General features: G+C 57.6%; 13 protein-coding genes. 7 read left to right on the top strand and 6 right to left on the bottom strand.

Annotated elements, in window-relative coordinates; genetic code table 11:
- Window positions 1-135: 135 nt before the first annotated feature.
- Window positions 136-1,359, bottom strand: coding sequence for a urate hydroxylase PuuD (locus GS636_RS09800; protein WP_171647563.1), 1,224 nt, complete (start codon window positions 1,357-1,359; stop codon window positions 136-138).
- Between the two features lie 96 nt (window positions 1,360-1,455).
- Between GS636_RS09800 and GS636_RS09795 the strand changes: the two genes are divergently transcribed.
- Window positions 1,456-2,376, top strand: a complete 921-nt coding sequence (locus GS636_RS09795; protein WP_171669313.1) for a LysR family transcriptional regulator — start codon at window positions 1,456-1,458, stop codon at window positions 2,374-2,376.
- 16 nt (window positions 2,377-2,392) lie between these two features.
- Here GS636_RS09795 and uraH read toward each other — a convergent pair whose 3' ends face one another.
- Entirely contained in the window at window positions 2,393-2,749 is a 357-nt protein-coding gene (uraH, locus tag GS636_RS09790; RefSeq protein WP_171186974.1) for a hydroxyisourate hydrolase, read from the bottom strand.
- 164 nt (window positions 2,750-2,913) lie between these two features.
- On the opposite strand from uraH, the gene puuE reads away from it, so the two are divergent.
- Genes puuE through GS636_RS09775 form a run of 3 tightly spaced genes read left to right on the top strand, consistent with a single transcriptional unit; the run spans window position 2,914 to window position 6,308 of the window.
- Entirely contained in the window at window positions 2,914-4,332 is a 1,419-nt protein-coding gene (puuE, locus tag GS636_RS09785; RefSeq protein WP_171669389.1) for an allantoinase PuuE, read from the top strand.
- On the top strand, window positions 4,329-4,835 hold the full coding sequence (locus GS636_RS09780; RefSeq protein WP_171669312.1) for an ureidoglycolate lyase: 507 nt from the start codon (window positions 4,329-4,331) through the stop codon (window positions 4,833-4,835). Before puuE ends, GS636_RS09780 begins: the two co-directional genes overlap by 4 nt.
- 42 nt (window positions 4,836-4,877) lie before the next feature.
- Entirely contained in the window at window positions 4,878-6,308 is a 1,431-nt protein-coding gene (locus GS636_RS09775) for a uracil-xanthine permease family protein (RefSeq protein ID WP_171669311.1), read from the top strand.
- A gap of 47 nt (window positions 6,309-6,355) precedes the next feature.
- On the opposite strand, the gene GS636_RS09770 is transcribed toward GS636_RS09775, so the two are convergent.
- The 3 genes from GS636_RS09770 to GS636_RS09760 all read right to left on the bottom strand — a co-directional run bounded on the left by GS636_RS09770 (window position 6,356) and on the right by GS636_RS09760 (window position 8,665).
- The gene (locus tag GS636_RS09770; protein ID WP_171669310.1) at window positions 6,356-7,342 is read right to left on the bottom strand and encodes a type I glyceraldehyde-3-phosphate dehydrogenase; all 987 of its coding nucleotides are present in this window, start codon (window positions 7,340-7,342) and stop codon (window positions 6,356-6,358) included.
- A gap of 54 nt (window positions 7,343-7,396) precedes the next feature.
- Window positions 7,397-7,720, bottom strand: a complete 324-nt coding sequence (locus GS636_RS09765) for a hypothetical protein (RefSeq protein WP_171669309.1) — start codon at window positions 7,718-7,720, stop codon at window positions 7,397-7,399.
- Between the two features lie 117 nt (window positions 7,721-7,837).
- Window positions 7,838-8,665, bottom strand: a complete 828-nt coding sequence (locus GS636_RS09760) for a bifunctional allantoicase/(S)-ureidoglycine aminohydrolase (protein ID WP_171669308.1) — start codon at window positions 8,663-8,665, stop codon at window positions 7,838-7,840.
- A gap of 174 nt (window positions 8,666-8,839) precedes the next feature.
- Here GS636_RS09760 and GS636_RS09755 point away from each other — a divergent pair, with 174 nt between their 5' ends.
- Window positions 8,840-9,196 (top strand): hypothetical protein, encoded by a 357-nt coding sequence (locus tag GS636_RS09755; protein WP_171669307.1) that lies wholly within the window; start codon window positions 8,840-8,842, stop codon window positions 9,194-9,196.
- A gap of 15 nt (window positions 9,197-9,211) precedes the next feature.
- On the opposite strand, the gene GS636_RS09750 is transcribed toward GS636_RS09755, so the two are convergent.
- Window positions 9,212-10,147 (bottom strand): glyoxylate/hydroxypyruvate reductase A, encoded by a 936-nt coding sequence (locus GS636_RS09750; protein ID WP_171669306.1) that lies wholly within the window; start codon window positions 10,145-10,147, stop codon window positions 9,212-9,214.
- A gap of 131 nt (window positions 10,148-10,278) precedes the next feature.
- Here GS636_RS09750 and GS636_RS09745 point away from each other — a divergent pair, with 131 nt between their 5' ends.
- Both GS636_RS09745 and GS636_RS09740 read left to right on the top strand, forming a co-directional pair.
- Window positions 10,279-11,508 (top strand): acyl-CoA dehydrogenase family protein, encoded by a 1,230-nt coding sequence (locus GS636_RS09745; protein WP_174825490.1) that lies wholly within the window; start codon window positions 10,279-10,281, stop codon window positions 11,506-11,508.
- 7 nt (window positions 11,509-11,515) lie between these two features.
- Entirely contained in the window at window positions 11,516-12,322 is an 807-nt protein-coding gene (locus tag GS636_RS09740) for a thioesterase family protein (protein ID WP_171669305.1), read from the top strand.
- The last annotated feature ends 55 nt before the right edge of the window (window positions 12,323-12,377 follow it).

Below are 12,377 nucleotides of genomic sequence, written 5' to 3'. Positions count from 1 at the left end.
CCCCAAATGTCCCAGTTCCAAATATCATACACCGCGTTTGCCGCGGTCCTTTGCATTCAGGTTAGAGCATCTGAATGCGATCTGGGAAAGAGATTATGCGCCTGACGCGAAAATTTAGGGTAAATTGCGTTTGTGCTACAGTCCGGCGTTGCGCACCCATCTGATGATGGCTTGGCGGTCTTCAGGTTCCATATAGGTTACGTTTGCCGGAGGCATCGCATGCGTCACACCAGCCTGCAGATAGATTTGCTGCGCGTTTCGGGCGATATCGGCCTCGGTTTCCAATAGCACACCTTTCGGGGCCCAAAGAATGCCCTCCCAGACCGGCTCGCGCGCGTGACACATTGAACAACGCCCAAGAACAATGTCATGGGCGTCTTCGAACCCGTCCGCATCAGCAAATTTCTGTTCATAAGGTGTTAGCGGCTGTGCCTCTGCCTCTTCCAGCGGCTGGTACATGGGGGCTGTCGATAGCCACATGATGGCAATGAACAGCAGTGCGGTGGCCAGCCACGTCCAGGTGGGATTACCGGCGCGGGCATGGCGGGTGTTGAAATAGTGCCGGATGGTCACGCCCATCAGGAAAACCAGCGCTGCGATGATCCAGTTGTATTCCGTCGCAAAAGCCAGCGGGTAATGGTTGGACAGCATCAGGAACAGGACGGGCAATGTCAGGTAGTTGTTGTGGGTTGAGCGCAGCTTGGCGATCTTGCCGTATTTCGGATCCGGTGTGCGCCCGTTTTTCAGATCATCCACCACAATGCGTTGATTGGGCATGATGATGAAGAACACGTTTGCCGTCATGATCGTGGCAGTGAACGCGCCCAGATGAAGCATCATCGCACGCCCGGTGAAGATCTGGTTGTACCCCCAACCCATGGCCACTAACAAAACGAACAGCAAAACCATCAGCAAAGTGGGGCGTTCCCCAAGCCCTGATTTGCACAGAAAATCATAGACAAGCCATCCAACCGTCAGCGAGGCGGCCGAGATCAGAATGCCTTGCCAAAGGGCCAGATCAGCCTTTTCCACATCGATCAGATACAGCTCTCCACCGACCCAATAAACGATCATCAGCAGCGCGGCACCGCTGAGCCATGTCGAATAACTTTCCCATTTGAACCAGGTCAGGTGATCCGGCATCCGTTCAGGGGCCACCAGATACTTTTGGATATGGTAGAAGCCGCCGCCATGCACCTGCCATTCCTCGCCATCCGCTGGACCCGGAATATTGCGGTTCAAACCCAGGTCGAGCGCGATGAAATAAAATGAGGATCCGATCCAGGCCATGGCGGTGATCACGTGCAACCAGCGCACGGCAAACGCCATCCAGTCCCAGAACACGGCAAAGTCGTACATTTCAGAGGTCTCCGATTGGTTGCCACCACACTAGGCAAACAGGCTTTTCTTCGGTATTCCCGTATATTGTCAAACTGTATCAAAAAAAACGAAAAGATGTCCTATCTCGATAACATCCGCACCTTTGTCAGGGTCTACGATCTGGGCAGCATGTCCGCCGCGGGGCGAGACCTGCGAATTTCTCCGGCTGTGACTTCAGCGCGGATTTCTCAGCTTGAGGATCACTTAGGCGTACGCCTTTTTCAGCGTACGACCCGCAATCTGTCTCCGACCGAGCAAGGCAAAGTGTTTTATCCCGGTGCGGTAGCGGTTCTGGACGCGGTGGATGATGCCGAGGCTAAGGTGACCCATTTGACCGAAGCCCCACGTGGATCATTGTTTGCGGCGGCGCCTCTGGGGGTGGGTCGCCGTCTGCTGGCGCCGCATGTGCCTGATTTCTTGGCTGCGTACCCAGAAGTAGACGTGCGCTTGCGCCTGACGGACCGATCTGTCGATCTGACAACCGAAGGGCTGGATCTGGCGTTCTTCATTGGTCAACCAGAAGACAGCACCCTGCGCATCCGTAAGATCGCAGATTGTCAGCGCGTGCTTTGTGCCGCCCCCGACTATGTGTTGCGGCGCGGAATGCCAACAACCGGGGCTGATCTGGTCGCCGACAAGCACGAATGCCTGAACCTGCGCTTTCCGGGGGCGGCTGAGTTTCAATGGATGCTGGAAACCCCCGAGGGACCGAAACGTTTTGCGGTGTCGGGTCGGTTTGAATGTGATGACGGAGACGTGTTGACGGATTGGGCTTTGTCAGGGCAAGGGATTGCAATGAAACCCGTTTTTGAGGTCGCCGAACACCTCAAATCCGGGCGTCTTGTTCCGGTTGCAACCGCAACACCACCGGTTCCCGTGCAGATGGCATGTCTTTACACGCACCGGCGACATCAAGACCCGAAGGCGCGTTTGTTCATGGATTTCATGATCGAACGGATCGGAAAAATCGTCCGCAGTGCCGAGCTACCCGCTTAAGCCCCCCGGCTCTCAGTCAGCTTCCGCGATAGGTCGAATAGCCGTAGGGCGAAAGCAGAAGCGGGACATGGTAATGCGCCTCTGCATCGGACATGCCGAACCGGATGGGTACCTGATCCAGAAACAAGGGATCGTCTCCGTCCTGACCTGTTGCACGCAGGTAGTCGCCTGCAAAGAAAATCAGTTCGTAAGTGCCTGTTTTAAATGCGTCCTGCGGCAATATTGGGCTGTCGGTTCGGCCATCCGCGTTGGTTACCATCTCAACTAGTTTGCGATGAGAGTTGCCGGAAACGCGGTAAAGCGCGATTTTCAGCCCCTCAGCAGGGCAGCCACGTGCGGTATCCAGAACATGGGTTGTCAAATAGCCTGCCACCGGTCTCTCCTATCATGTGCCTTTTGATTTTTGACAGTCTGGCGCAAAGTTCGAAACAGTTGAAATGCCGAAAGAACCGGAAACAGCGTTCGGATTGATTTGATAATCAAAGGCTGTGTTCTGGGGTAAGTCTGTTGGAAACAGAAATAGAAATGGACCATACCATGCAGCCGCCGCGTTACCCCCGGGACATGATCGGATACGGAGCACACCCTCCGCAGGCGAAGTGGCCGGGCGGGGCCAAGTTGGCTGTGCAGATCGTGCTGAATTATGAGGAAGGCGGCGAAAACTGCGTGCTGCACGGCGATGACGCGTCCGAGGCGTTTTTGTCCGAGATCGTGGGGGCCGCGCAATGGCCGGGTCAGCGGCATTGGAATATGGAATCGATCTATGAATACGGCGCGCGCGCCGGTTTCTGGCGTTTGCATCGGCTGATGAAGGATCTTCCGATCACGGTTTATGGCGTGGCCACATCTCTGGCGCGTTCGCCCGATCAAGTGGCGGCGATGAAATCCGCTGGTTGGGAAATTGCCAGCCACGGCCTCAAATGGGTCGAACACAAAGATATGACCCCAGACGAAGAACGTGCACAAATAGCCGAGGCCATACGTCTGCACACAGAAGTTGTCGGTGAACGCCCGCGCGGCTGGTACACGGGGCGCTGTTCCGAAAACACAGTGCGTCTGGTCGCGGAAGAGGGCGGGTTTGCCTATGTTGCAGACACCTATGCGGACGACCTTCCCTATTGGATGCAGACCGGAGGGCGGGATCAGTTGATCGTGCCTTACACGCTGGATTGCAACGACATGCGTTTTGCCACCCCGCAGGGGTTCAATTCGGGTGATCAGTTCTTCGCGTACCTGAAAGACAGTTTTGATGCACTGTACGCTGAGGGTGAGGCGGGCGTTCCCAAGATGCTCTCAATCGGTTTGCATTGCCGCCTGATTGGCCGACCGGGGCGTGTGATGGCGCTGAAACGGTTCTTGGACTATGCACGGGGATTTGCCGATGTCTGGTTCGCAACGCGATTGCAAATCGCGCAACATTGGGCAACCACCCACCCGCCAGTGCATCGCGTGCGTCCGTCACAGATGGACCGCACCGCGTTTGTCGATGCTTTTGGCGGTATTTTTGAGCATTCGGCCTGGATTGCTGAACGCGCCTTTGATCTGGAGCTGAGCCCGGCACATGACACGGCCGGTGGGCTGCACAACGCGTTGACGCGCATGTTCCGTTCGGCTTCAGAAGACGAGCGTTTGGGCGTTCTGACCGCACATCCGGATTTGGCGGGCAAGCTGGCGCAGGCCAAACGGCTGACACAGGAAAGCACGTCTGAGCAAGCTTCGGCCGGTTTGGACGCGCTGACCGATGCAGAGCGAGAGGCGTTTACCAATCTGAACCAGCGCTACACGCAGACATTCGGGTTCCCCTTCATCATTGCGGTACGGGACCATAACAAAGCGTCGATCCTCGAAGCCTTCCAGCGGCGCATCGAACAGGATCGCGCGACAGAATTTGCCGAAGCCTGCCGTCAGGTTGAACGGATCGCCGAGTTTCGGTTGCGAGATGTGTTGCCCACATGACCCAGCAGATCGTGACAGAAATAATCTCGGCAGACGCATTTGCCCCTTTCGGCGATTTGATCGAGGCGTCTGGACCGCCCGACAAGATCATCAACCAAGGGCAATGCGGGCGGTTTAATGACCGCGCGCAGTTGGAATTTTCTGATGGTCGGGCTGGGCTGAGCCTGTTCAACGCCAACCCCCGTTCATTGCCCTACACGCTTGAGATGGTCGAGCGCCATCCTGACGGCAGTCAGGCTTTCATTCCCATGACGCATAAGCCCTTTCTGGTGATCGTCGCGGCAGACAACGCCGGGAAACCGGGCGTTCCGCGCGCGTTCATAACCAAGCCGGGGCAGACGGTGAATTACCACCGCGGTACGTGGCATGGCGTCCTGACACCTCTACATGGCCCGGGTCTGTTTGCGGTGGTGGACAGGATCGGCACCGGATCAAATCTGGAAGAACACTGGTTCGACACACCTTACGAGGTGGTGCCGAAACCCAATGAAGCCGCGGGATAAGCGGCAATACCCCCGTGAACTCCGACTGAGAGGACAGTGCCCATGGCCGAAACTTCAATTGGAACACCCGAACAACTTCGGGATCCGAATTTCACACCCGCGCTTCACAAAGCGATTCCACTGGGTATTCAGCACGTTCTGGCGATGTTTGTCTCAAACGTGACACCTGCAATCATTGTCGCTGGCGCAGCTGGGTTCGGGTTTGGTTCTAACTCGCCCGATTTCCCGGAGCTTTTGTACTTGATCCAGATGTCGATGCTGTTCGCTGGCGTGGCTACGTTGTTGCAGACGGTCACTCTGGGTCCGGTTGGGGCTGCGTTGCCGATTGTTCAGGGGACAAGTTTCGCGTTTCTGCCAATTATGATCCCGCTTGTGGCGGGTAAAGGGGTCGACGGGTTGGCAGCTTTGTTCGGGGGCGTGATCATCGGCGGTGTGTTCCATGCCTGTCTGGGGGCTGTCATCGGTAAGATACGCTTCGCTCTGCCGCCGCTGGTGACCGGTCTTGTGGTCACGATGATCGGTCTGGCGTTGGTCAAAGTTGGTATCCAGTACGCTGCCGGAGGAGTTCCGGCAATCGGTACGCCAGAATACGGGTCAATGCTGAACTGGTCAGCAGCGATGGTCGTTGTTGTTGTAACGCTTGCGTTGAAATTCTTCGCCAGGGGTATGCTTTCAGTTTCAGCTGTCCTGATTGGTCTGGCGGTTGGATACCTTTATGCATTGATGGTCGGAATGGTGACCTTTGAAGCGATTGGTGCAAGCTGGGGTCGCGCTTCGGCTTTTGCTCTGCCTGTTCCATTCAAATACGGGTTTGAATTCTCATTTGCGGCCGTGATCGGTTTCTGCCTCATGGCCTTTGTGTCGGCCATCGAAACCGTTGGCGACGTTTCGGGTGTGACCAAGGGTGGTGCAGGACGTGAGGCAACGGATGAAGAGATTGCCGGTGCAACCTATGCTGACGGTTACGGTTCGGCACTGGCCGGTGTGTTTGGTGGCTTGCCCAACACGTCCTTCAGTCAGAATGTCGGTTTGATCGCGATGACAGGCGTGATGAGCCGCCATGTCGTGACCATTGGTGCCTTGTTCCTGATCCTGTGCGGGTTGGTTCCCAAGGTCGGTGCAATCATCCGGACCATACCAATTGAGGTGTTGGGCGGGGGCGTCATCGTCATGTTCGGGATGGTCGTGGCTGCGGGTATTTCGATGCTGTCAGATGTAGACTGGAACAGACGCAACATGGTGATCTTTGCGATCTCGCTGTCCATCGGATTCGGGTTACAGCTTGAACCCGACGCGGTTCAGCACTTGCCGGACACGCTGGGTATCCTAATGAAAAGTGGACTTCTGCCAGCAGCGATTATTGCGATCGTGCTCAACCTCATCCTGCCGGAAGAACTGACTGACGAAGCCACCGAAGAAGTATCGGGTGGAATGTCCGGGCATGGTGCAGGCAGTTTGCCTGGACATAAGTAACCTGTTCCCCGCCGGATCACGTGCCATCCGTTAGGGGCGCGATCCGGCTACTCCGTCGCCATAAAGCGGGCGACGTCCAGCATCCGGGCTGAAAAGCCCCATTCGTTGTCGTACCAGCCGAAGATCCGAACCTGATTTTCCCCAACCATGCGGGTTTCCGGCCCGGCGATGACCAATGACTCCGGGCGGGCGCGCAAGTCAGACGAGACCAGCGGCACATCTGTCCAGCCAAGCACGGGCGAGGCAGAAACGGCCTCTTTCAGCGCTTGGTCAAAAGTACTTATGCTGAGGCCCCGCTCAAGTGTCACGATTAGGTCCACGGCGGAAACACTGGCCGTCGGCACACGGACAGCCGCGCCGGAAATGCGTCCGGCCAGATGCGGCAGAACCACATCGATCAGATGCATGGCGCTTGACGTCGTGGGGACCATTGACAGCGCTCCGGCCCGCGAACGGGCGAGGTCGCCGCGCGGCGCGTCCACCATCGGTTGGCTATTGGTATAGCAGTGAATGGTGGTCATATGCCCAGAGGCGATGCCTGCGATGTCGTCGATCATCTTGACCAGCGGTGCCAACCCGTTGGTGGTGCACGAGGCGTTGGATACAATCCTCGCGCTGCCCAGTTGATCCTCATTTGCGCCTAGAACAATGGTCACATCCGCTGCAGGCGAAGGGCCAGATATCAGCACCTTGCCCGCGCCCGCGGTAAGACCGCGACGCGCAACGTCAGAGCTGCGGGCGATGCCCGTGCAGTCCAGCATCACGTCGACACCCGACAGATCAACGCGGGTCAGATCGGCACTGTGGGTCATGGGAATCGTCCGCCCATCCACAATCAGCGCGGCATCCCCTTCGGACACATCGCCGGGGTAGGGGCCGAACGTGCTGTCGTATTTGAAGAGGTAAGCGCAGGTTTCCAGCGGTGCGATGTCATTGATCAGCACCAGGTCGATATCTGACCCTTCCGGCAGGGCCAGAACCTGCCGCAGGATCGTACGGCCGATGCGGCCGAATCCGTTAATCGCGAGTTTCATGCGCAAGCTATGGCAGGCCGTTCAGGCGACCTCAATGCCTTAACTGACGTACTGTCAGTTGCAGCTGACCTGCGAGAAGAACTGGCCCGAGATGTTCTGATACATGCTGGCCACAATGGGTTTGCACCCGGTTGCCTGCTGAATGGCGGCGATGGCCTGAAGGGTGCGCAGACGTGGTGGGGGGCCAAACGGGTTGAGATTGTTGTTGTCACGCGTGGCGCGGTACACAACCGGCGCGTCCGAGACTTGCGTCACTGCCCAGGTGCGGCTCATGACAAATACGGATTTGGTCTCTTCCTTGGCGGAAAGGGGCGAGGTGAAAAGGGTCGCAGATGCGGCGAGTGCGGCAATGGCCAGCAGGGCAGGGCGCAGTTTCATGGAACAATCTCCAATGCTTAAAATCAGAATTTGCTTGGATTTCAGCAAATTCCGGCGCGCGTGTGAAGCCCCGAAGCCAGAAATTCACAGCACACCCCCGCGGACCACCTGTTTACCCTAAGGCAAAGACAACGGCATGTGCCGGTTGACGTCCTTATACAGCAGATACCGGAACCGCCCCGGACCACCTGCATAACAGGCTTGCGGACAGAAGGCGCGCAACCACATGTAATCGCCCGCTTCGACCTCGACCCAGTCCTGATTCAGGCGATAGACAGCTTTGCCTTCCAGCACGTAAAGCCCGTGCTCCATCACATGGGTCTCGGCAAATGGTATGACCCCGCCGGGTTCGAAATTGACGATGTTCACATGCATGTCATGGCGCAGGTCTTGAGGATCGGCAAACCGCGTGGTCGACCAGCGGCCCTGTGTTCCCGGCATTTCCACAGGTGTCACGTCACGCTCGTTGGTTATGATCGGGTCGGGCAAAGGCAGCCCAGGCACCGACTGATAGGCCTTGCGGACCCAATGGAACCGGGCGACTGCGTCACCCGTGTTGTGCAATGTCCAGTCGCTTCCTGGTGGAATATAGGTATAACCCCCTGTTTCCAATACATGTTTTTCGGCATTCAGGGTTAAGGTGACAGCCCCCTCGACCACAAAGAGAACGGCCTGGGCCTGCGCTTCGGTTTCAGGCTGGTCGCTGCCACCGCCGGGTTGCACCTCCATGATGTATTGCGAGAACGTTTCGGCGAAACCACTGAGCGGACGCGACAGAACCCACAGGCGCGTGCCTTCCCAGAAAGGCAGGGAGCTGGTGACGATGTCGCGCATCGTGCCTTTGGGAATGACCGCATAAGCGTCCGTGAACATAGCGCGGTCAGTCAACAGTTGGTCCTGACCGGGATGGCCCCCGGTCGGGGCGAAATAGGTTGGGTTGGTCATCATGAGCCTCGGGGTCGTTTGTACGGCACTATGAGCGCAAAGACCGGGCGCAGATAGGTCCACCGGCGCGATAGGTTTGTTCGGGATAATTTGAAGGTCGATGCCAGGGGCTTGGCCCTGCAGCGGCAGCGGTATATCCTTGGACACAAATGATTTCAGTTCTGTGAGGCCGCTATGAAAGCCCAGTTTTTGCCCGCAATCGCCGCTTGTGGTGTTCTTTTGATGACCAGTTTGGCAGACGCCAAGCCACTGTCGCGAATCATTGCAGAGATGGGCTTGTCGCCTGCGGATTTCGAAGTGGTCAACGCAACCGCGAACACGATGCTGACCAGTGGTACGCCTTCTGTTGGTCAGGAAAGGACCTGGAAAAACGACGATACCGGATCGAAAGGCACGATCCGGGTGCAAAATGTGCAGGGCAACTGCGTCAGTCTGCAGCACGTCGTTCAGCCGGAAGGCGGGGATCAGAGCCGTGAGATCAGAACCCGCCGGTGCAACGACGGCAGTGGCAACTGGATTCTCACGCCCTGATCTGCGGTATGGGCCTCAATAGCCCTGAGCCCGATCCACCTCATGCAGCAAGGGCGCGCCAGAGTTGAGCCGTTTAAAGTTCTCGGCAACATCTGAAAGCGCGTCACCCAGATGCCAGCCCGAGACGTGCGGTGTGATCGTCACGCCGGGATGGGCCCATAACGGGCTGTCCTGTGGCAGTGGTTCCACTGATGTAACGTCCAGCACGGCGTGACCCGGTGTGCCTTTATCCAACGCTTCGATCAGGGCGGCTTCGTCAATCAGATCCCCGCGCCCGGCGTTCAGCAACTGGCTACCGTGTTTCATCGTCTCCAGTGTTTTTGCATCGAACAAACCAACGGTCTGTGGTGTCGAAGGCAAAATCGCACACACATGATCGCATTGCCCCAAAAGGTCAGGCAGGGTGTCTTGCCCGTGCAGACAGGTCACACCTTCTATGGATTTGGCTGTACGGCTCCAGCCCATAACCTGAAACCCGACGGCCCGCAGCATCAGTGCAGTACGCGCACCGATATGACCCAGACCCAGGACGCCAACGACGGTGTCTGGTGTAAAGATCGGCTCTCGCGGCGACCATTCCGACCGGGCTTGGGCGGCCTCATGGAACGCCATATGCCGTTGGTGGCGCAGGATGTATGCCACAAACCACTCGGCAATACCCTGTGCAGGGGCATCCGGTTTCAGGCGCGCGATGCGGACATGGGCCGGAAGGTCGGGATGGCTGACAATGGTTTCCACGCCAGCCCCCAACTTCTGAACCAGTTTTAAGTTGGGCAGTCGCGCGGGGTGGTCGCTTTGCATGCCGACCAGCGCCAGCATCGTGATGTCTTCCGGGTTCCCAAGCGTTTGGGGCGTGCGGATATCTGCATCCGGCGCTGCGGCCTTCAATTTGGCAGCAATTTCTTCATCGCCTATCCAATCGGACAACCCGGTTTCGATCAACAACGCCATGCGCGGCTCCTGCGTAGAATTTGGTGTGGTGACGTACCGTCACTGTGGTGGACAGGCTCGGGGCAGTTAAGCCATCCTTGCAGCAAAAGTATAGCCCGGTTCCGACGTCTGAGGAGGATGCTTCCGTGAACATGTCATTTACCCTGCGCGAGGAAAACCGCGTTCTTCTGGAACGTGTTTCGGAAATGATCCGGGATGAGATCATGCCGCTGGAGGAAGAATACCACGCCGAAATCAACAAGGGCGACCGCTGGCAGTACACACAGCGCCAAGCCGAAATTCTTGAAGGGCTGAAGGCCAAGGCCAAGGCAGCGGGGCTGTGGAATTTCTGGCTGACCGACAGCGACAAGGGGTTTGGCCTGACCACCGTGGAATACGCCTATTTCGCCGAAGAAATGGGCAAGACCCCGCTTGGGGCCGAAGTGTTCAACTGCTCGGCCCCGGATACCGGCAACATGGAAGTTTTCGAACGCTACGGTTCCACGAAGATGAAGGAGCAATGGCTGAAGCCCTTGCTAGAAGGTGAAATCCGATCAGCTTATTTGATGACCGAGCCTGACGTGGCCTCGTCTGACGCAACCAATGTGTCGATGTCCTGTGTGCGGGACGGGGATGACTATGTCCTAAATGGTGAAAAATGGTGGTCTTCGGGCGCGGGCGACCCGCGATGCAAGGTTTATATCGTCATGGTCAAAACCGGCGGCGATGAACAACCCAAACACAAGCGTCAGTCGATGATTGTGGTGCCTGCGGATGCAGAAGGGATCGAGGTTCTGCGCCCTATGCAGGTCTATGGCCACGATGATGCACCTCACGGCCACATGCATATCCGGTTTACCAACGTTCGCGTTCCGGCTGAAAACATCCTGCTGGGCGAAGGGCGCGGGTTCGAGATTGCGCAAGGTCGCCTTGGGCCGGGCCGCATCCACCACTGCATGCGCGCCATCGGGCAGGCTGAAAGTGCGCTGGAGCAGATGTGCAAACGATCGCTGCAACGCGAGGCGTTTGGCAAGAAACTGGCCCAGCTTGGGGCCAATTACGACATCATTGCCGAATGCCGGATGGAGATCGAAATGGCCCGGCTGCTGTGCCTGAAAGCCGCGTGGTACATGGATCAGGGCGACGCGCGGGCAGCCGCACCTTGGATTAGCCAGATCAAGGTCGTCGCACCACAAGTTGCGCTGAAGGTGATCGACGAAGCAGTGCAGATGTTCGGTGCGCAGGGCATCAGTCAGGACACACCGCTTGCGACGGCCTGGACCCATGTGCGGACCCTGCGATTGGCTGATGGGCCTGATGCGGTGCATCGCCGTCAGGTGGCACGGGCCGAGCTAAAGAAATACACGCAGGAAAAGATCTGAGGGGCCGATGGCAGCAGCGCTCGATTTCGCCGACAAAGCCTATTTTAGTCAACGAGAAAACGGGGCATTTGTCGGCAACGATCCCGCACGTGGCCCGTGGTCTGCTGATCACTGCCATGCGGGGCCTGTGAGTGGTCTGATCGTGCGGGCGGCGGAAACCGAAGTCGGCCCGGAAAAGATGCTGACCCGTTTGACCGTCGACCTGTTACGCCCTTTACCGCTGGCCGGTTTGCGGGTTGCGGCAGAAACAACCCGCCACACCAAGACGTTGGCGACCACGCGCGTTACGGTTCACGATTTGAACGACGCGCTATGTGCCACGGCCTCGACCATGCATCTGGTGCGTCGCGATCTTGGACCGGTTGCAAATGTTGAAAGCACAGCCCCCCGGATCGAGGATGCCGTCGACGGCCCGTTTCCAATTGGCGAGATTCGCCACGAGTTGCCCGGTTTTGCCCATTACAGCGATATTCGCTACCCGAAAGGCGGCAGGCAGGGGGCCGGACCCAAAACGGTTTGGATGCGGACACCGCAACTTTTGCAGGGCGAGGCGCAATCGCCCATTCAGGCCCTGTGTCCACTGGCGGATTGCGGCAATGGCATCTCATGGAACGCGCCAACCTCGGAAATGGGATTCATGAATACCGACCTGACAGTGAACATCCATCGAGAGCCGGTTTCCGATTGGTTGGCCTCAGACTCTGTCTCGCATTGGCAGACGTCAGGTATCGGGATGTCACAGTCGGTGTTGTATGACACGCAAGGTCCAGTTGGAACCGCTTTGCAAACACTGGTTTTGTTCCCGCCCGGCTGACACTCGGCTGGTTTTTGCATCCTGACTGTAAAAGCCGTTGCCGCCGCAGATCGGC

Origin of the sequence: Ruegeria sp. HKCCD4884, from assembly GCF_013110855.1 — a bacterium.
In the GTDB taxonomy this organism is placed as follows: domain Bacteria; phylum Pseudomonadota; class Alphaproteobacteria; order Rhodobacterales; family Rhodobacteraceae; genus Ruegeria.
The sequence above is the reverse complement of the archived record's forward strand: the minus strand, read 5'-3'. Positions and strand labels throughout refer to the sequence as shown.

Coding starts and splice junctions, on each gene's coding strand:
- GS636_RS09755 (WP_171669307.1), top strand. CDS start 8,840: ATGAAAGCCCAGTTTTTGCCCGCAATCGCCGCTTGTGGTGTTCTTTTG.
- GS636_RS09765 (WP_171669309.1), bottom strand. CDS start 7,720: ATGAAACTGCGCCCTGCCCTGCTGGCCATTGCCGCACTCGCCGCATCT.
- GS636_RS09795 (WP_171669313.1), top strand. CDS start 1,456: ATGTCCTATCTCGATAACATCCGCACCTTTGTCAGGGTCTACGATCTG.
- puuE (WP_171669389.1), top strand. CDS start 2,914: ATGCAGCCGCCGCGTTACCCCCGGGACATGATCGGATACGGAGCACAC.
- GS636_RS09775 (WP_171669311.1), top strand. CDS start 4,878: ATGGCCGAAACTTCAATTGGAACACCCGAACAACTTCGGGATCCGAAT.
- GS636_RS09750 (WP_171669306.1), bottom strand. CDS start 10,147: ATGGCGTTGTTGATCGAAACCGGGTTGTCCGATTGGATAGGCGATGAA.
- GS636_RS09780 (WP_171669312.1), top strand. CDS start 4,329: ATGACCCAGCAGATCGTGACAGAAATAATCTCGGCAGACGCATTTGCC.
- GS636_RS09770 (WP_171669310.1), bottom strand. CDS start 7,342: ATGAAACTCGCGATTAACGGATTCGGCCGCATCGGCCGTACGATCCTG.
- GS636_RS09760 (WP_171669308.1), bottom strand. CDS start 8,665: ATGACCAACCCAACCTATTTCGCCCCGACCGGGGGCCATCCCGGTCAG.
- GS636_RS09800 (WP_171647563.1), bottom strand. CDS start 1,359: ATGTACGACTTTGCCGTGTTCTGGGACTGGATGGCGTTTGCCGTGCGC.
- GS636_RS09740 (WP_171669305.1), top strand. CDS start 11,516: ATGGCAGCAGCGCTCGATTTCGCCGACAAAGCCTATTTTAGTCAACGA.
- GS636_RS09745 (WP_174825490.1), top strand. CDS start 10,279: ATGTCATTTACCCTGCGCGAGGAAAACCGCGTTCTTCTGGAACGTGTT.